This window comes from Peribacillus simplex (assembly GCF_900156045.1).
GTDB lineage: Bacteria > Bacillota > Bacilli > Bacillales > DSM-1321 > Peribacillus > Peribacillus simplex_D.
On sequence record NZ_FTMX01000009.1, the window covers coordinates 76,374 to 96,198 of the forward strand.

The window sequence follows — 19,825 nt, forward strand, 5'->3', positions numbered from 1 at the left end:
CTTTAATAGAAATTATGAATGCATTTGATGGATTTTAATCTAATCTAGATTAAGTTAGAATGAAAAAAAACGATAGTCTAGTCTAATCTAGTTTAGATAATACATGAGTTTTTTTTGCTTTTATTGTGATAGATAACTGAAAATATGGATCTGATGGTAGTATGCAAGCGACAAAATGATAATATCGGCATTAATTTGAGAATGAATAACTATTTACTAAATTAAACTAATCTAATCTAATCTAGATTAGATTGGGGGTAAGGTGCATTTTATTTACAACGTTAAACAACCGATAACGTTAATTTGGCGATAATTAGCAATGATTCGCAATAGATTAGCGATAAATTACAGGTGATTAGCGGTTGATAAAAGAAGTCAAAAGACCGATAACGTCAAATTACCGTCAAATAAACGACAGAGATACTCAGAAATATTTGTTAAGTGATGAGGCGGCGCTAATTTAGCGGTATGATGGCAGCGTCAAAGTGGCGATAACGTTAAATTAGCGCTAATTTTTCGTTGACTTTAACAGGGATTCTCGATATATTGGATAGTAAGTAGACTAAACTAGATTAGTCCGAAGGAGGAAGACCATGACAAAGCTTGATTTTTTATTTAAAGAGGATTATTTAATTGCAGGAGTGGATAGTGGGAACATTTCTAATAAAATTACGTATATCGATCAGAAAGGGAACGTTGTTTCATTAAATATCGCGAGTATTATCGGGGAAAACGCGGAAACGACTGCGGAAGATATGCCTGATGAAAGCGCAGATAAATCTTTTCCTGATGATATGATCCTTCATTTACATATTAAAAGTAAAGCCTTACCAAAGAATCGAACAAATGCCTATTATACAGTAGGGGAATATGCTCAAATTTCAACGAATGACAAAAATAATTTAAGGGAAACCAGCAGTGATGCAAGAGATAAATTAGGGAATGAAATACATGTTGTAACCACTTTAGCGGGATTAGCCTTAGCTGCTTGGAAATCGGGTAAGAGCAATAAAGTAGACGTCCCATTGAGTTTTGGTCTTCCAATAGAAGAGGCCAAACAGGCGTCTTCCGAAAAAATCAACTTATATATGGGTGAGCATGAAATCACGGCAATAAAAGGGCCTTATAAAGGCAAAACCATAACCATTAACATTACGAATGTTCAGCTGAATGTGGAGGGCGTAACGAGCTACTTAGCATTAGCCTTTGATTTAGTGGACGGGGAAGTGGTGGAAACTGAATTTTCATCACAAATCCATGATGAGTTTGCGATAGCTGATTTGGGAGCCGGAACATTGGATTTAGCTCTTTATGATGAAAATGGTTTAAACTCAACAAAATCTACAAACCATTTGATTGGTACAAATAAATACATTGATTTAATCATGAAAGAAGCAGCTGAACTAAAAGAATTCGACAGCATAAGGGCTCGATTTGAACGGGTGAATAAAACGCCTAAGATTTCGTTTACACGCGAAGAATTCATGAGGAAGTTCATCAAGCCAGAAATCGATAAAATGGTCAAAAAACCAAAATATTCTCCTGTCTTTAAAGCGACATGGCAGTCCAAAACAGCCGATATCACAGGGATCGTGGAGAAATATACAAATCAATATGCCGAAGAAGTGAAAGATAAAGTCATCCGGTATTTTGTTGATACCAACGTTGGGCAAATGATTATCGTCGGGGGAGGGCTGCTCTTCGCCTACCAATACCTAGCGGAACTTAAAGAAGAAGATTGTCTATTTCCTCCAAATATCGATCAAGCCAGTTTCTTTACAAGTAAGGCATATCTCTTGAAAAATATCATTGCTGAAATTGAAAAGCAATCAATTGAAGCATAAAAATTCAAGAGTGGGAGCAGCTTCTTCTTTTAGTTGTGATACAAGGTGGTGGTAACGTTGTCCAATAGAAAAATCACTCCAGGTAGGGGCATTCAATATACCCCAAAAACCTCGATAAAATGGGCTAATGAATTTAATGAGTTGGTAGACAGCTTTAAAAGCAGAAATGAACTTATTAGCGCGCTTATTGAAGATGGGTTAAAGGTTCGGAATGGATCTTATAAAGAACAAGGTATTTACCTTCCACTAGACACCTTTTCGAATGATCAATTAGCACTTTTGAAAACGGAGGAAGGTCAAAGGATTCTTTATAATATCGTTTCTTTAATTGTAGGGAATCCCGAAGGGACGACGCTTGCCCAGCAAATGGCGCAGCCGGTATCCCAGGAAAGTAAGCCAGCTTCCTCACCAATCGTTCCATCTGAAGCGCCTGTGAATCATGAAGAAGATGCTGAGGAAGGTAAGGGTCAATCAAACGAGGCCCTTTCTAAACTATTGAAGTTGGGGAAGATGACCAATTTAAAGGGATAAAACACTTTTAATAGAGCTCAGATATATGTAAGAGGCTGATTCAAGGTCGTTGAATAACGACTAATTTGAATCAGTCTCTTTTTTTGTTGATTTAACACCCAAATCATATGGAAAAAGCCCTTTTTAACTGGAAATTTTATATATAGGGGGTTCTGTCGAGTGGCTGGGTCTTTATACAAAGTTTTCAAAGCAGGACGCACATTTTATTTTCGAGGTATTTGTCAAAATTTGTATTACAGTAGCATTGGAAAATGTAAGCGTTTTCTTTTATAATGAAAACAGGCGATGTTATCTTGGTGTAGGCAGGGCCAATACTACATTAATAAAAATGGTGATTCATTAAAAACTATTTCTAAACAGAAAATGTAATGAACTTCAAATTGGTGTGTCCTTAAGGTTCTGGATGATATTAAAGATAAAGTAAAGGGGAGGAAAAGATGGAAGAAGAAAATAAAACCCCATTTGTCAATTTTATTCAGGAAGATCGATTTGAACTAAACTCCTACCTTAAATATTTATTTAATCAATTCAATGAATATGTTCCAAAGCATATGGACGAAGTTAAGATGATGGAACAATAACGATAATAAAACAATAAAAATACGCGGCTGTATTATTCTCAAGGAATAATACAGCCGCGTATTTTTGTTTTCTTTCTTCTTAGAAAGAAGGTTTTTTCCGTTATGAACTTAAAAAATTTAATTGAAATCAAACGGTTGATTTAGCCAGAAAAGAATAGACCAAGGATTAGTAAAAAGGATAATAAACAAGACTAAAGTCTCTAGAATACTAACCGGAAAAGTTAGGGTTATATGACTACGCATCCCATCAATAGGTTCATTTTTTGTATTTTTTTGGCTGATTTAATCAATAAAAGGAATATCGCTGGTAAAATACAAGCAAGAGAGACGTCAAAGGAATTGCAGTAGCATCCTTTTTCCTTATACGCTAAGTTGTTTCATTCTGTAAAATCACTTCGATCCAGGAAGGAGATGATCTTCTTATGAGAAATGATTCGATTGAAAGATCGATCAACGATTCCATGCTTACGATTGCTGACTCTATTCTACAAATGATTGAACAGTCTAAACAAAAAAGTTTAAATAGGACAAGTCTCATGGACCAGGAAAAGAAGAGTTTGAAACAAGATTCCACTTCTTGGTCGACCGAAGAGAAGACAGAGGCTGAGTATGAGCTATATTACGCCATGATAAAGGAACATCACCCTCAGTTATTTGAAATAAAAGGCAAATGCATTGAAACATTCCCAGTCGATAAGGAGAAAAGTGTTTTCTCCATTCTGAAAAATAATGATGCGTACTTCGGGGTCTATAAACAGGAATCTAAGGAAGCGCACATCGTCACACCAGTATTTCCAACCAAAGAGGATTTGCTTCAAAATACACTCGGAACCTCCCAATTTGAAAAGTTTAGAATGCGCTCATTCTTCATTGTGGATGATGGAAAAGCATTCTCCCTCCATGACAATAAACAACTTCGGCTAAATTTAGCAAAATCTTATAAAACCCTAATAACTTATGAAAATATCGAACAGGCACGCACCTTTACTGTAAAAGAGGAACTTAAAAATGATCCTATACTTAGAAAACAATCTCTTCGTAGGGCTTTAGAAGAGTACTTTATTCCTTCAGATCTTTTAGGAAAGACCGTTACAATCCAAAATATTTCAAATGATGGTCAAGGGACCAGGCTATCACTAGTTGAGAATCAAAAAGGGCGAGACGTCTGGTTGCCTGACATAGCAGAAAAATGGATGGAAAGAGTAAGAAATAACCCCGGAATGGAAGTAATGTATGATGAAGTGATCATGGATAGTCGTTCTATTGCAGAAGGTTTCCTTGCCTTTTATGGCATGGAAATAAATAAAGAAAGCCAAGCGAAACAACATGATTTTGAGGTGATTTCCAATCAAGTTGGCTCGTATATTGGGAAATTGAGTGGCAATGGCAAAGTGAAAAAAGTTTCCCCTTACTTCTCAGAGAAAGAGGCCGAGAAACAGTTGGGAAATCTAAATAATCACATTCAACTAGAAAAGCGGAAAGAAAGACAGGTAAAAGAGGTAGAAACCGATCTTCCATTCAAAGAAATTTTGGAAAACGACTAAGGAGGAAACATATGACTTCGTTAAAAAAATTACAAATCTTACTGATGTTTGCTGCAATTCTTTTAATCATACATATCGCCCCAGAGCAAGCATCTGCAGCCGCCAATGTATCAGCAAAAATCAAAGAGGGACTGAAACAAGTTCAAACACTGTTAACGGGCCTAGTGGTTACAGTCGGCATCTGCGTATCCATCTGGATCATCATTAAAAAATTGCCAGGCGTGGATGATCCTCATACCAAAAACGAAATGTTTCGTGGAGTAGGAATGGCTTTGGCAGGGGTTGGGTTAGCAGCCGCAATCGTATGGATTGTTCCGTGGATGTACGCGTTATTCGCTTAATTGAGGTGAACTAGATGACGGCAAAAGAAGAACTTAGAGAAGCTCTCAAAGAGTTACTTGGAGAAAAAGATAGTCGCAAGGGGAAAACATTTGTTTTCCCTGATAATGTCGATCGATCCTATAACATTGTTAAAGGCTTATCATTAATGAATTTCTTTAGATTTATATTCCCGGCGGTCTTTATTTCCGCCATTATCTTGTTCATCCCGCCTTATTCATTGGGATTTATGATGGTTAAATGCTTCTTCATGGCCCTTTTGCTGTTAGGCTCCTTAACCTTTGCCGTTTTACGTCCCATATCTTCCCGGCCCAATATCACATATAGTAGCTATTTAAAACGAATGATCCATTACCACAATAGACAGAAGATGTTCTTTATGAATACGAATAAAAGGGATGATTTCCGTGGTTAATCACAATAAGAAAATGGATAGGGAAGAATTCGACTATGAAGTAGAAACCCTTATAAAAAAAGGAAAATCGACAATTCAAGACATAAGTATCATCGAAGGGATATACAAGGACTATGTCCTTTTGAAAAATGGTTACCTTACGACCATTCTGCAGGTGAGTGGTATCAACCTTGATTTGTTGGCGGAGTATGAACAGAATCGTTTATTTGAAGATTACGGTTCATTCTTAATGAGTCAAGTCCATGATCAATTACAAACTATCTCGATGACGGTTCCAGTGGATTTCCGTTCCTATAACTTAGGTTGGAAAAAACGTTATTTGCATGAACTAGAGAATAAGGATAACACAGGTAATGAATACAAGCGAACCCTCATCACATCTTACATCGATCACTTCCAAAAGATAAGGATGAAAGATGAAATGTCGACAAAACAGCATTTTGTTGTCATTAGAGAGAAAATGAATAAACGTACGTTCCAAGATTTAGAACGGGCTGAAACCATTCTAACAAAAAGGGTGGAGGAAATGACAAACTCCCTGCGATCCACTTTTGAATCATACGATATCACGATACGAAAATTGTCTGAGAAAAATACGTTATCGTTGCTATACAGGTACTTTGATTTTGAAATGTCAAAACTATACGGCTAACCGGTTCGGAAAGGAGGAAGTCAAATGCCTTTTTCTTTGGCTACTTTATTTTCTTTGATAAAACGTGAAAATAAGCAGGACGAACAGGTGAAACAGAGTCCCGAAGACATTTTACATGGGATGTTAGAGACCGAAGAACTCAATTCCATTTATCCTTTCGTCTGGAAGGAAAATAAGGATTATATCGAAAGTGGTGGCAACTTTATTAAGGTGCTGGCGGTCGTTGCTTATCCTAAAGAACAAAAAGGGAACTGGCTATCGGATCTGAAGCGGTTAAAAGGAAACATATCCTTCGTCCAGTACCTCGAACCGTCCAATTCAGAAGGCATGATCAGCTATTACAATGACTCTATTAAAAATAAGGAGGCGGAACTATTAAAAACAAGAGATCCAGCCACCCGCATCAGGCTGCAATCCGAACTGGAAAGCGCAAAATATCAACTAAATCAGGTACTATCCAACCGTTCTACCTTTATGTATCTGTATACATACATCTTCATTCAAGCTGCATCCTTAGAAGAGCTGAAGACCTTAGAAGACAATGTCCAGAGGATTTTAACGAAACTAAGGATGAAAGCTCTAAACCCTCATTACGCAACACCGATGGCATTCTGGTCGGCTATGCCTTTAGGGGATAATCAATTAAAGGATTATACCTATCAGATGTGCAACAGTGAAGCGGCCTCTTCTTTCTTTCCGTTCGATGATTCAGAGATTTGCTGTTTATCCCCGACGGCTCAGGTGGAAGGGATCAATAAGACAACCAATTCGTTGGTGGCGATAGATTATTTGGATACACAACGTACATTAAATCAAAATATGGTGGTCATTGGGACATCAGGTGTTGGAAAATCTACCTTTATGGTTCAAAAGATTCTTCGCTGCTACGCCATGGGGATCAAGATATATATCATTGACCCAGAAAATGAGTACTCGCATATAGTGAAAATCCTTGGAGGTGAGGTTGTTCATCTCAGTAGTAACAGTTCAACGAAAATCAACCCTTTGGAGATATTCTCCACAGAAGTTACGGACACCGAAGACTTTAAGGATGATGCGGAATTCATCAGGGACCTTGTGAAACAGAAGGTTCAACGTCTTAAGGCCTTTTTCAAAGTTTTGAAAGCTGACTTATCCCAAGTTGAATCTAGTATTTTAGATAAGACACTGATCAACCTTTACAATCGTTTCTCCATTAACGAAGAGAGCGATTTTACCAGTTTAATGGCAAAGGACTTCCCGATTCTCAAGGATTTCTATGACGATTTAGGTACATTGAAGACTATTGATGTAGAACGTTATGAAAAAATACAGGATTTTTATTTTATCCTGGAAAGTTATGTACATGGATCTAACTCGTTATTTAATGGCCATACGAACGTGAATATCAATAACGCTCTATTCTCTTTTAATTTAAAATCGCTACAGAATGAAGTGGATGTGCAGGCTGCCTGTTACTTTAATATCTTTGGTTTCCTATGGGATGAAGTGACGAAAACAAACGAGGAATTGGTGTACCTATTTATTGATGAATTCCATTTTTTATCAAAGAACCCGGATTCGATGAGATTCTTTTATCAAGCTTATAAGCGATTTAGGAAGTATAATGCCGGCGCTATCGCAGGCACGCAACAAATAATCGATGTGCTGGATACCGAGGATAACCTAGGCGCAGCCATGATTGAAAATAGCCATACCAAACTATTTTTTGGACTGGACAATAAGGGTGTTGAAGATGTGGTTAAAAAAATCAATCTATCATTCTCTGATGAAGAGATATCTTTATTGAGAGCGAAGCGTCAGGGAGAGGCCTTAATCGTATACGGGTCTCAACGTGCATTTATACGGGTTGAGCTCACTCAAGAAGAGCTACGCCTTTGGAATAAAAAACGGTACTTCGAAAAATATGGTTTAGATCCGGATGAAATCCCTGATTATGAGGCAAGGAATGAAATGACTCCCATTGAAAAAGAAGAAGTTCGAAATTTTGTTCTGTAAAGGGGGAGACAACTTTGAAAATCCAATTATTTGAACTCGGAACATTATTCATCCTTAAAAAAGGGCTCTATCGTTTAGAGATTGCGACAAATAAGGTGTTGGCTGAACGGGTAGAGGACCTTACAGAACTTAAGGAAGAACATCCTTATTTCTTTACACTGAAAGATATAAAAAGGGAAAACGATCGCTTGATTCTTGGTTATGAAATGGAGGATGGCTATCAACCTCTACAACTAGCAAAATCCTATTCAACCGTATTACAGCTTGCTTTATTAAATCAATTGCTAGAATTGGATCCTTTACACACTTTTAATCAAAAAGTGCTGATTCATCCAAGAAACATTTTCTTTAAAGATATGAAAAAACTAAAGTTTCTATACAGAAGCAATCAATGGTTGCCCTTTGAAGGCCAGATTGAAAAACTAGAACAATACAAAATCCTAACCCTATCCATGTTTTCCCGTTTTTCCTATGAAAAGTATAGACGGGAAAAAGAGAACCTGCTTAAAAAGGAAACAGATGAATTTTTCTTCCGGATTGAAAATGCTAGCTCCGTTGAGGATTTGAAAGAGCTGATCGCGAATAAACTTCAGGAGGAGGAAATGCTCCATTTTTTCGGATTAGAAGAGGAAAGACAAAAAATCAAAAGGCAAAAGAGGATCCTGACAGGCATGACTATCGGAATCTCTGCTGTAGTCTTTACTTTGGCTCTTTTTCTTCAACAAATGGCAGTCAAGGAAGCTGAAACGGCCTATGCAACAGAACTTGAAAAAGCGGAACAAACATCTACATTTTATAAGCTGTTAAGTGAAGACAAATATGATGATGCCCTTTCCTTGTTGAAAAAAACGGGTGGTTCAAAAAAAGAGTTTGCGAATCTTTACTTTGAAAAAGGTGAATATCAACAGGCAATAGAGGCAGACGATACCTTGATAAAACCTAGTGTGGAAGCCTTATATAAAGCGAATAGAAAGGAAGAAATATTAGGATTGGTAGCCGACAGTGACTATCTGGACATCGAAAAGAAAATCGTAAGCTATGATTACAGCATGTTGCTATCGATGCAGGCTTTTACAAAAGATAAGGACCAACAACTTCGAATCGGAAAAGCCTTTGCTGAACATGGGGATCTGACAGATGCCAACGATCTCAATAAGCGGTTAAAAAACAAAGATTTAACGGTGATGATTAGGAAAAAAGAGTTGCAAAACCAAGTGACTCAATTAGAACAACAAATAAAGCATCTCAAGAAAAAGAAAGGCGTGAAACCAAAAGACATTAAGGAACAGCTTGATCCAAAGAATAAGGAGCTCACAACCTATAAAACAGAACTTGATAAACTTGATAAGAAATCGGGTTTTAATTAAGTGGCCGCTACAGTTGCTGTAAAGGGAACCACTTTTGTCCTCCGGTACTGGAAGGAAATGACGATAGGTGTCGTAGTCTCCTTAATACTAATGGCGGGCTTGTTACTCAGAACTCAAACTCAAGAGGAGCCAAAGGGGTATATAAACTCGCCTTTTGGAACGGCTAATGTTCCACCTCATATTGAACAGTGGAAGGGCCTGCTTCAAGAATATACGACGAAGTACGGAATACCGGAATACACAGATTTTCTACTAGCCCTCATGTATCAGGAAGTAGGGAACTCACAAACCTTGGATATCATGCAAAGTTCTGAATCTGTCGGGTTACCGCCAAACGCCATTCAAAACCCGGTAATGTCCGTGAATTTAGGGGTTCAACATTTTAAATCGGTGTTAGAGGATGGACAAAAGCACGGGGTGGATTTCCCAGCTATTGTTCAGTCATACAATTTCGGTTCCGGTTACCTGAATTTTATTTCTTCAAACGGAAAAAAGCATTCCATTGAATTAGCCCAACAATTCTCATTGATACAAACTGAAAAACAAGGATGGAGTTGTTCGGATTGGCGGGCACCTTACTGCTATGGAGACTATACGTATGTGGAGAAAGTGATGGGAAACCTAATGCCGACGGGACTTGCTGTTGGTAGTGAAGATGTTTCCCCATTGGGGGAACAAGCATTTAATGCGATTATCACAGAAGCGAATAAATATGTAGGCTGGCCATATGTATGGGGAGGTTCAGATCCCCATAGGGGATTCGATTGTTCGGGTTTTACACAATGGATATTTGCTAAAGTGGGGATAAAGCTACCACGGACTGCCCAAGAGCAATATGATGTGTCGTCGAAAATCCCGCCATCCGAAGCAAGGCCAGGTGATTTTATCTATTTTACTGGAACTTATGAGACCAACAAATATATCACACATGTCGGGATATACATAGGAGAGGGCAAAATGTTCGATTCTAACGGTTCGGGTATTGGAATCCATGACATACATTCGCCTTACTGGAAATCTCATGTAGCTGGTTTTGGTAGAGTGTCCCATTAGGAGGAAAACACCATGAATAAATTTTTCACTACGTTGTTAGGACTATCCATCCTAGCGAATATGATTTTAGGATTTATGTATATTGGTCAAAAGACCATGACGACTCAAGCAGAAGGTCAAAATATCGAAACCCAAAAACAGATGGTTCAGTTGAAAAGTAAAGTGAATGCAAAAGACAAGGAACTGAATACCTTTCAACGGAATGCAACCTATTATGAAATTGAACATAGTGAAGAGGTTAAGAGCTTTGTAGACGAAACTTTTAGAGGACTATTTAATTACGATAACAAAAATTATGCTGCACGTTTTGATCAGGTCAAAGATCGGTTAGCAGAGTCCGTCATGTCAAAATTGAAAGCTTCAGGAGAAATGGGGAGTATGGAAATTGAATTCAAAAATGAAGTGAAGTCTTTACATGTTTATCTAAGTGCGGTTGAAAAAGACCAAGCAAAAGCGCTTGTGATGATGGAAACACAATACTCGATAGGTGGGAGTGCATTCCCAAGGAAAAATCAACTGTATGAGGTCACGATCGCATTGGATGGAGAGGAAAGGGTCATTGATAAATTAGAGCTAATGGGGTCCTTCGAACCTTTTGAAGAGAATTGAGCCTATCGGATGTTTCGCGAGGATTGCAGTAATGGAAAGTAATCAAAAAGGAGTGGATCCTTTTGAAAGTGATTGGAATACGCCTGTTGTTAATGGCCTTTATATTAGCCCTGTTTGAATTGATTGTGATCAACATAGCGGGGATCCTTCCGTTTCTTGCGGCACATAAAGCCAACATATCCAGTGCCCCATTTATGGACTTTGTCATAGAAAACCTCATGAACCCTATTGGAACATCCACCAGCATGATCGAAAAGAAGAATCCACTTTTCTTCATTGGTAGTGGCGCTGTCATCGTATTATCCGTCTTTATGGTCTTTTTTACGAAGGGCGGCAAGGGTAAATATGAATTAGCAGATAAATATGGGGTTCATGGTTCAAGTAGATTTGCTCAAAAGCACGAAATATTTACGTATGGGGAGACGGTTGAGGTACCAATCAAACAGCTTATGCAGGATCTTGATGCGAGTATGCCAGATTCGAAAGGAGGGAAATGACGTGGCATCCGATTATATGAAGAATAATGGGATCATAGCAGGCGTTTTAAACCATTCAGTGATTGTGCAGCCAACGGATTCAAACCTTCCAAATCGAAACCACTTTGTAGTCGGGGGACCTGGTTCATCCAAAACTCAAGGGTATGTGGTGCCCAATGTGTTACATGAAAAAGAATGTTCCTTAGTGGTAACGGATCCCAAAGGCGAGGTCTATGAACTAACATCCGAAGTCAAACGTAGACAAGGCTATGAAGTCCATGTGGTGAATTTTTCAGAAATGGGATGCTCAGATCGGTATAATCCCTTTGATTACGTAAGAGAGGAAATACAGGCTTCCACGGTAGCGAATGCCATTATCGCTTCCAAAAATGACCCGAAACGAAAAGATTTTTGGTACAATGCCCAATTTAGTTTGTTAAAAGCACTTATCTTATACGCCGTTCATGAATTACCGCCCGAACGACGTAACATGACGGGTTTGTTAGATTTCTTACAGGAATTTGACCCAGAAGCAAGTAATGACGGAGCAAGCGAGCTAGATGGCCAGTTTTTAAGAATGGACAAATCACATCCAGCTAGAAGGGCTTATGAGTTAGGATTTAAAAAATCCCAGGAAAAAACACGAGCGAATATTATTATTTCTTTACTTACGACGATAGGTGATTTTACTTCAAGTTCGGTCTCTCGATTTACAAGCTTTTCCGACTTCTTTATAGGCGATGTGGGAAAAAGGAAAATGGCCTTATATGTGATTATTCCCGTTATGGATTCTACATGGGAAGGGTTAATTAACTTATTTTTCAACCAAATGTTTCAGGAGTTATATAAAGTAGGAGCTCAACAGGGAGCAACGCTGCCTCAACCAGTGATTTTTATTTTGGATGAATTTCCGAACTTAGGAAAGTTTCCCGACTATGAAAAATTCTTGGCCACCTGTCGGGGCTACGGAATTGGCGTAATTACCATCGTTCAAAGCATCACTCAATTGCAAGAGAAGTATGGCCGGGAACAAGCAGAATCTATTTTAGGGAACTGTGGAACAAAAATCTGTTTAGGGAATGTCAATGAAACAACCGCTAAATACTTTTCAGAGTTAATGGGAAAAACCACCGCAAAAATGGAAACTGGATCAATTTCAAAATCAAAAGGACAATCATCCAGTTCGTCTTCTTCCTCTAGCTTTTCCTATTCAGCACGCAACTTGATGAATGTTGATGAAATTTTAACGATGCATAAAGATGACGCTATCGTAATCATCACTGGAAAACACCCAATAAAGGTTAAAAAAGCTTACCAATATATCTTATTTCCGAATGTAACGAGCTTATTACGTGTAAGCCAATTAAATTATCAGAATAAACCATCACAAGAAGTGTTGGATTGGCTTGAAGGGAAAAGAGAGGCATATAACGAGTATTTTAAATCAACGGAACGGCAAGAAGCAGTAGATAAGGCGGACGTTGAATTGCATGAGAAACAGATCGAAAAAGCTGAAAAAGAGGCTGAAATACAAGAAGAACTGGCCATGAGCTTCTTTTCTCTAAAGAATACTACTTCTAGTACCACTCCATCAAAAAAAGGGGGATCATAAGTTGAAAAAAGTACCTTTGTTTATACCATCATTCATTTTACTTATATTACTGGTTGCTTGTAATGGAGCCGGTGAAAGCTTTGATCCGAAGGTTGAGCAAGAAAAGGCGACAGAAGTGATAAAAAGTGTGTTAACTTCATTTGAGGATCAAGAGAAGGTGGCTGAGGCAAAAACAAGGGATGAAGCAAATATAATCGCTTGGAAGAAGTTAAAAGAAAAAAATATTGCTGCTATCTCAAAAGATTTAGCTAAAGAAGATCAAAAGAGGTTACTTTATGTTTTGACTATTAATAAAGCTGAGGATCTTAGTAATGGAGAAACAAAATCAAACTTGCTATTTAGTCAAGAAGCGAAAATTAAAAATGTAAGTTTTAATGAAACAGAAAAGAAATTCGTTTTTGATATGGAGCGTTTAGAAATTGATCATACACTGATTACCATGAAAAAGGGGGAAGGCGTTTGGAAAATCGTAACCGTTCAAGATCCTGAATAAGAGGTGATTAACTTTGTTTGATTTTAAGGAAAAGATTGTAGAAGCCATTCAGGGAATGCTGGAGGATTTTATTGAATGGGCTTTGTTAATGTGTAATGATCTTTTACTAAAGGAAAATGCAGAAATTCAGTTTTTTTCTTCAGTCAATAATTTTTTGCTTGCCCTAACCTCAACGATAGCTGTAACGATCATTTTATATAAAATCATTGAGGTTATGTCAAGGAACGCAGCGGGAGATGCCGTTGCATACGGACCAGTTATTGTAAATACGTTAAAAAGCGCCCTACTGATTCCAGCTATGCCTTTCATTCAGAAGGTTTTATTAGAAGAAGTCGCTTATAATATGGGAAACTGGATGATCAAAAGTGGGAGTAGGGTTAGTAAGGGGAAAATAGAAACCATGTTAGATCCGAACAACTTTTCAACACTTCATTTTCAGGGGGCTGCACTCCTTATCTTGCTGGCTGTCTTAGCATTAGCGTTTATTGCATTCTTATTTTCAGTAGCGATATTCCATGCGGACGTCATGTTTCTATATCTATTAAGTCCGCTTGCTTGTGTGTCGGTTATTGCGGATGATAATGAATACTTAGGGGTGTGGTGGCGTGAATTACTAAGTCTGATCGTCACGATCCTTTCCAAAATCTTTTTATTCGTAATAGCTTTAAGTATATTAATCAATGAAAATCTTACATTTCTTAATTTTCTATTACTCATGGGATGCTGCATTCTTTTGATTAAGAGTCCTTCCGTTCTTAGAAACATGTGGTATTCGTCTGGTTCGGGCAGAGGCATGATGGGGGCTATGGGTGGGACAACCAAACTAGCAGCTAGAAGATTTTTATTAAAACGGTAGAGAAAAGACGACTTAATTGTCGTTTTTATTTTGCACTCAGAATAAAGGTGTTGAATTGCATATTCTTTTATTCAACGTGGCATCGTTCTAGTTCTGGAATACATAAGGAATTTGAACAAAACAATTACTCGGTATGAGCGTTAAAAAGAATGATCATGATAGATTCCAGGAGACAAATGTATCTTGTTGTTCTTGTGAGGTTTGCCTATACATTATTTTAGAATTAACCTCGATAGAATATATATTTCAATCAACTATGCAAGTATACAAGGTGTTTAAAATGAGTGATTCAAAGTGATTTGAATATGTTTCTAAGTGATTTGATTGTGATTCGAATTGTATACAAGATGAGTTGAAGGAGGTATGGTGATGTGTACCGAATAAATCAATAAGAGGATTTAGGAGGGAATGGGATGACATACTTGGAACAATTCGCACGTAATCGGAGAAGAAGAGAAAAGACCGAGGTATTAACCGCACGTATTCCAGAAAGCTTGTACGGTGATTTCAAAGGTTACTGTGACGAACTGAATTTATCTATCAGTGAAGCGGTTTGTCTGCTGGTAGAACGTGAAATGGCAGGGAATGAAAGGGTATCTGGAGAACTAGCAATCACGGACGAATACAAAATGAATGATGATGTAGTCGATGTGAATACAAAGGTAGTCAATAAGGTTTCAAAAAGAAGTCATTCAAATACAAATAGATTCGTCACGACACAATGGCAAGTAGACGCACAGCTTCCATGTCCATATTGTGGTCAGTGGTTGGCAGCGACTAACTTCTCCAGACATGCTAAGCGACACTTAACAACCACACAAGATATTTTCACGAATGAGAAATTTAGAGAGAAAATCAAAGAAATGATCCAGGCGAAAAAAGCTGAAAAATGAACTAAATGAAGAGGTGATTTTGGATTAACAATAGTTTATAAGGGGGAAGGGAGTTTATCGATTTTCTAATAGTTGTTGATGTTCAATTTCGTTAATGGAATGTTCAAAATTTTCAAGTATCGTTTCTATAGATGGGGAAAACCGAACAGTTTTTATTCCCATTTCATTTAACTGATCTAATATATTACTCATTCCAGTAATAGATAAATCGATTTAATTTTGTTCCGAAAGTGCTACATGTTGATTCAATATGTCCTGGTATATGTTATCATGCAATTTCCAATCTATCGTATACGGAAATTCTTTATCTGAAAGAATGTTCTTAAGACCTAAATAGTTATTCTCCACAGTGATAAAGTTAATACACACTCTAGAAAAATCCAAATCTTTATAAGTTCTGCTTATTTTGAATAAAGTGTAATAAAAATCTCTCTCATTTATCCCAAAACAATAGGTCGGTTTATTAAATGTTTTAATCTCCTTTTCTATGTATAGATACGAAAGCCGGTTCATCATCATCCCATCAAAAAACAAATAATTTTCTAAATTAGAACCGTGTTTTTCTTAGTATTTAATATAAGCGTGTATAAGAGAAGAGGACAAATTGTAGCGTTTAAGTTCCTTTTATTTTGGCCAAAATGTTATAGGAATCATGATCTGAAAATGAATTGTAACCTTGGGTCTTTTATAGAGAAAAAGAGGTATTTAAATGATTTTTAGGAAGTTGAAAAAAAGTAGAATAAATCAAGATCAGCAGAATGAGAAGCAGCAAGATCTGCTGACTTCGGATTTGGATCAAAATCTTCAAGTTCTTCGTTCTCTTTATAAGGATTGTTTGGATGTGGTTTTTCGTCCATTTTTGATTGGAGGTCTAATAAAAGCAGAGTTAATCTATATTGAGGGACTATCGAATGTTCTAGAAATGGATACACATGTGCTTTCCCCATTAATGCGGGAAACCAAAGGAGAACAAAGCAATCTTACAGAATGGGTGGAAGAAAAAGTATCCGTTTCAAACGTGAAAGAAGCGAGAACGTTTGCTGATTGTATTGAACACATATCAATAGGCAATCCAGTGCTGCTGGTTGAACGAGAAAGTCGAGGATTGGCTCTAGGGCTGGCTCAGTGGGAGAAGCGTTCGATTGAGGAACCCACTTCAGAGTCGGTTGTAAAAGGACCGCGTGAAGGGTTTACGGAAGCATTAGGTGTCAATACATCCCTGCTGCGAAGAAGGCTCAGAAGTCCTCAATTAAAAATGAAATCGGTAAAAATAGGACGTTACACCCAAACCCAAATGGTAATTGCCTATATGGAAGGAATTGCAGATAAAACTTTGATTGAAGAGGTTATGAACCGAATGCAGCGAATCGAGATCGATGGGATATTAGACTCCGGTTATATAGAAGAAATGATGGAGGACTTTCCTTTTTCTCCTTTTCCTCAGATTATGAGCACAGAACGACCAGATACTTCTGTTGCCAGTTTGCTGGAGGGTCGTGTCGTCATTCTCGTTGATGGTAGCCCTTTTGCATTGATTGCGCCAACTACGCTCTTTTCATTCCTTCAATCTAGTGAAGATTATTATCAACGTTTTGTACTGAGTTCAGCTATCCGCTGGTTACGTTATTTATTTGTGGTGCTTTCTCTTCTGCTTCCTTCCATCTATGTCGCGGTTTTAAGCTATCATCAGGAGATGGTGCCAACGAAACTCATTCTTAGTATGGCGGCTTCTCGAGAAGCTGTTCCGTTTCCTGCACTTGTAGAAGCATTGATTATGGAAATTACCTTTGAAGCCCTGCGTGAAGCAGGGGTCAGGCTTCCTAAACAGATTGGTGCTGCCGTCAGTATTGTAGGGGCGTTGGTGATTGGACAAGCCGCCATTCAGGCTGGTTTAGTTTCAGCTCCGATGGTCATGGTGGTCGCGCTTACAGGAATTGCTTCCTTTACCATTCCCCGCTATAATTTTGGAGCTTCCATAAGGCTGTTACGCTTTCCGATGATTCTTCTTGCCGGCACACTAGGTTTACTTGGAGTGATGCTTGGTCTTCTGGTCATCCTTACACATTTATGCACCTTGCGTTCCTTTGGTGTTCCTTATCTTTCCCCTATGGCTCCGATGAAAGAACAGGATATGAAAGATGTGCTGGTACGAGCTCCTTGGTGGGCATTAAACACACGTCCCCATTTAACAGGAAAGTACAACCAATACCGACAAGAGCCTTATCAAAAACCAGATCCTAAGAAAGGAGGGGAAACAGACTGATGGAGAGAGGGAAAATATCCGCTTTACAAATGGGATGGATGATGTATCCTGTTATCATCACCACGGGCATTCTTTTTTTACCGAGCACAACGTTTAATTATGCAGGACGTGATCTGTGGCTTTCCCCCATTTGGGCTTCTATTACCGGATTCCTGATAGTGTTGATAGTGAATCGGTTAAACCAATTCTATCCGAAAGAGACCATTATCCAATACAGTAGTCATATTTTAGGAACAGTTCTAGGAAAAGTTGTCGGAGTTGTCATTTTGCTTTTTTATCTACAAGTGGCTAGCGACATTATCTGGACATATGGGGAGTTTCTGATTGGTTACTTTCTTCCTCAAACCCCACAAATTGTGGTTCTTGGAAGTATGACATTGGTTTGTGCCTTCGCCGTACGAGGAGGACTAGAAGTAGTTGGAAGACTGGCGGAAATGATTGGGCCCATTTTTATTTTGCTTCTTATTTTCATCGTGATTCTTCTTCTTCCGGACGCAGAAGCGAAACACATGTTTCCAATCTTAGGGAACGGAATCTTACCCTCGATTAAGGGAGCTATCTTCACAAATAATTTTTTTAATCAATTTCTAATCCTCTCCTTTTTTTTTCCTTTTTTAGCGGACCGAAAAAAAGGGAGGAAATGGGGAGTGATATCGGTATTTGCTGTTTTGCTGACGATGGTGATAACGAATCTTATCACTCTTTTCGTATTGGGGGAGGCTACGGACAGCTTTGGTGCCCCGGTAATGACCGCTGTTTCATATATTAGTATTGCTGATTTCCTATCCCATCTCGAATCCCTTGTCATGGCGATTTGGATTGCAGGTGCGTTTACGAAAATTATTATGTTTTATTATGTATTGGTATTAGGAACCGCTCAATGGCTGAACCTCTCAGACTATCGACCGATTGTTTTCCCGGTTGGGTTTCTACTGGTCCTGTGGGCAGTTTGGAAAAACCCAAATTTGCCATCCTTTATCCACTACGCTCAAACTGTCACCATTATTTTAGACCCAATCATCCAAACGGTTATCCCGCTGTTTCTCCTCCTTGTTGCTTATCTACGAAATGGAAAGCATCAGGAAAAGGGGGAACCGGAAAAATGAGAATGTTCCTGTTTGTTCTCGGTTTGACAAGTCTGTTTCTGCTTAGTGGTTGTTGGGATCGAGTTGAGCTAAACGATGTCGCCCTTATAAGAGGAATCAGTTTAGATCAAAAGGAAGATAACCGAATAGAAGTGACTGCTGAAATATACATTCCTCAAATGCAAAGTGGTAGCGAAGGCGGAGGGGGAAGCGGAGGAGGCCAAACCATGATCAGAACAGGGCAGGGAGTCACTATCGCAGATGCGTTAGAGCATTTGACAGAAAGGATTCCACGAAAAATATTTTGGGGTCATTCAGAAGTGATTGTGATTGGTGAGAAACTGGCGAAGGAAGGAATTCGTGACCAAATTGATTTCTTTATCCGAAATCCCAAACCTCGGCTTAGATCTTATGTGTTTGTCACTAAGGGAGACGCAAAGGATGTGCTAGCTTTACAGCCCCCCCTTGAAAAAAGCTCATCTGAAGTGCTACGGGAATTGGCTGTATCAGAGGTAATGGTGAACGTTACGTTAATCGAGTTACTTCAAATGTTGAAAGGAGATGCAGCAGCTCTTCCGATGATTGAACGAATATCGCCAGAAGAGGGCCAAGACCCTTTACAAATGATTGCATATATCAATCGCACCGCTGTTTTTAAGAAGGAAAAAATGGTGGGATCAATTAATGATGAAGTGACAAGGGGTGTGCTTTGGCTAAGAGACGAGATTAAAGAGGCTAATATCACGGTTAATTCAGAAGAGACAAACGGGTATATCGCTATGACTGTTATTCGAGCAAACACAGAACTCATCCCGAAAATCAAGGATGGAAAGTGGAAAATGACGGTTGAAATTGTAACGGAAAACGATGTTATTCAAAATGAAAGCAATTTGAATTTGGATAATCCTAAGAATACCAAAGTGCTAGAAAAAGCGTTAGAAAAAGAGATTGAAGGGCGAATAAAAGCAACGATTAATCAAGTACAAAAAGAAATGGAAGCAGATATTTTCGGCTTCTCAGAGGCCTTTGAACAAAAATATCCCCGAAAATGGAATAAAGTAAAAGGTGATTGGAATGAGGTATTTCCTACGGTTCAGGTGACATTTGATATCAAGGCCCATGTTCTTAGAACGGGTGCGGGAAGCGCACCATAACGAGGTGAAGAAACTTGACATGTTTTTTTTTAATAGGAATAACACTAGTAGTAGCTCTCA

19 protein-coding genes are annotated in these 19,825 nt (G+C 38.4%); all 19 read left to right on the plus strand.

Annotated elements, in window-relative coordinates; translation table 11 throughout:
- Positions 1-593: 593 nt before the first annotated feature.
- Positions 594-1,844 (plus strand): ParM/StbA family protein, encoded by a 1,251-nt coding sequence (locus BW986_RS24525; RefSeq protein ID WP_076371736.1) that lies wholly within the window; start codon positions 594-596, stop codon positions 1,842-1,844.
- Positions 1,845-1,901: 57 nt separating this feature from the next.
- Complete coding sequence (locus BW986_RS24530) at positions 1,902-2,375, plus strand: hypothetical protein (protein WP_076371738.1); 474 nt, start codon at positions 1,902-1,904, stop codon at positions 2,373-2,375.
- A gap of 437 nt (positions 2,376-2,812) precedes the next feature.
- Entirely contained in the window at positions 2,813-2,956 is a 144-nt protein-coding gene (locus BW986_RS30420; RefSeq protein ID WP_179086159.1) for a hypothetical protein, read from the plus strand.
- Between the two features lie 422 nt (positions 2,957-3,378).
- The gene (locus BW986_RS24535; RefSeq protein ID WP_076371740.1) at positions 3,379-4,500 is read left to right on the plus strand and encodes a hypothetical protein; all 1,122 of its coding nucleotides are present in this window, start codon (positions 3,379-3,381) and stop codon (positions 4,498-4,500) included.
- An 11-nt stretch (positions 4,501-4,511) separates the two neighbouring features.
- A complete protein-coding gene (locus BW986_RS24540; protein WP_076371742.1) occupies positions 4,512-4,841 on the plus strand; it encodes a CagC family type IV secretion system protein in 330 nt (109 codons plus the stop codon).
- A gap of 14 nt (positions 4,842-4,855) precedes the next feature.
- Entirely contained in the window at positions 4,856-5,254 is a 399-nt protein-coding gene (locus BW986_RS24545; protein ID WP_076371744.1) for a hypothetical protein, read from the plus strand.
- Positions 5,247-5,906 (plus strand): TrsD/TraD family conjugative transfer protein, encoded by a 660-nt coding sequence (gene trsD, locus BW986_RS24550; protein ID WP_076371746.1) that lies wholly within the window; start codon positions 5,247-5,249, stop codon positions 5,904-5,906. The genes BW986_RS24545 and trsD overlap by 8 nt, the downstream gene beginning before the upstream one ends.
- A 24-nt stretch (positions 5,907-5,930) precedes the next feature.
- Positions 5,931-7,904: a VirB4 family type IV secretion system protein gene (locus tag BW986_RS24555; RefSeq protein WP_076371748.1), complete on the plus strand. Its 1,974-nt coding sequence runs from the start codon at positions 5,931-5,933 to the stop codon at positions 7,902-7,904.
- A 14-nt stretch (positions 7,905-7,918) separates the two neighbouring features.
- Positions 7,919-9,271 carry a type VII secretion protein EssB/YukC gene (locus BW986_RS24560; protein WP_076371750.1) on the plus strand — a complete coding sequence of 451 codons (1,353 nt, stop codon included), beginning with the start codon at positions 7,919-7,921 and terminating at the stop codon, positions 9,269-9,271.
- Complete coding sequence (locus tag BW986_RS24565) at positions 9,272-10,324, plus strand: bifunctional lytic transglycosylase/C40 family peptidase (protein ID WP_081395775.1); 1,053 nt, start codon at positions 9,272-9,274, stop codon at positions 10,322-10,324.
- Between the two features lie 12 nt (positions 10,325-10,336).
- Positions 10,337-10,933, plus strand: coding sequence for a hypothetical protein (locus tag BW986_RS24570; RefSeq protein WP_076371752.1), 597 nt, complete (start codon positions 10,337-10,339; stop codon positions 10,931-10,933).
- A 62-nt stretch (positions 10,934-10,995) separates the two neighbouring features.
- Positions 10,996-11,430, plus strand: a complete 435-nt coding sequence (locus tag BW986_RS24575; protein ID WP_076371754.1) for a hypothetical protein — start codon at positions 10,996-10,998, stop codon at positions 11,428-11,430.
- Between the two features lies 1 nt (position 11,431).
- The gene (locus BW986_RS24580) at positions 11,432-13,021 is read left to right on the plus strand and encodes a VirD4-like conjugal transfer protein, CD1115 family (RefSeq protein ID WP_260320963.1); all 1,590 of its coding nucleotides are present in this window, start codon (positions 11,432-11,434) and stop codon (positions 13,019-13,021) included.
- Position 13,022: 1 nt separating this feature from the next.
- Positions 13,023-13,514 (plus strand): hypothetical protein, encoded by a 492-nt coding sequence (locus BW986_RS24585; RefSeq protein WP_076371756.1) that lies wholly within the window; start codon positions 13,023-13,025, stop codon positions 13,512-13,514.
- A gap of 13 nt (positions 13,515-13,527) precedes the next feature.
- Positions 13,528-14,370, plus strand: coding sequence for a conjugal transfer protein TrbL family protein (locus BW986_RS24590; protein ID WP_076371758.1), 843 nt, complete (start codon positions 13,528-13,530; stop codon positions 14,368-14,370).
- A gap of 413 nt (positions 14,371-14,783) precedes the next feature.
- On the plus strand, positions 14,784-15,263 hold the full coding sequence (locus BW986_RS24595; RefSeq protein ID WP_076371760.1) for a hypothetical protein: 480 nt from the start codon (positions 14,784-14,786) through the stop codon (positions 15,261-15,263).
- A 709-nt stretch (positions 15,264-15,972) separates the two neighbouring features.
- Entirely contained in the window at positions 15,973-17,526 is a 1,554-nt protein-coding gene (locus tag BW986_RS24605; protein ID WP_076371764.1) for a spore germination protein, read from the plus strand.
- A complete protein-coding gene (locus BW986_RS24610) occupies positions 17,526-18,632 on the plus strand; it encodes a GerAB/ArcD/ProY family transporter (protein ID WP_076371766.1) in 1,107 nt (368 codons plus the stop codon). Before BW986_RS24605 ends, BW986_RS24610 begins: the two co-directional genes overlap by 1 nt.
- Positions 18,629-19,765 carry a Ger(x)C family spore germination protein gene (locus tag BW986_RS24615; protein WP_081395776.1) on the plus strand — a complete coding sequence of 379 codons (1,137 nt, stop codon included), beginning with the start codon at positions 18,629-18,631 and terminating at the stop codon, positions 19,763-19,765. The genes BW986_RS24610 and BW986_RS24615 overlap by 4 nt, the downstream gene beginning before the upstream one ends.
- Positions 19,766-19,825 lie beyond the last annotated feature (60 nt).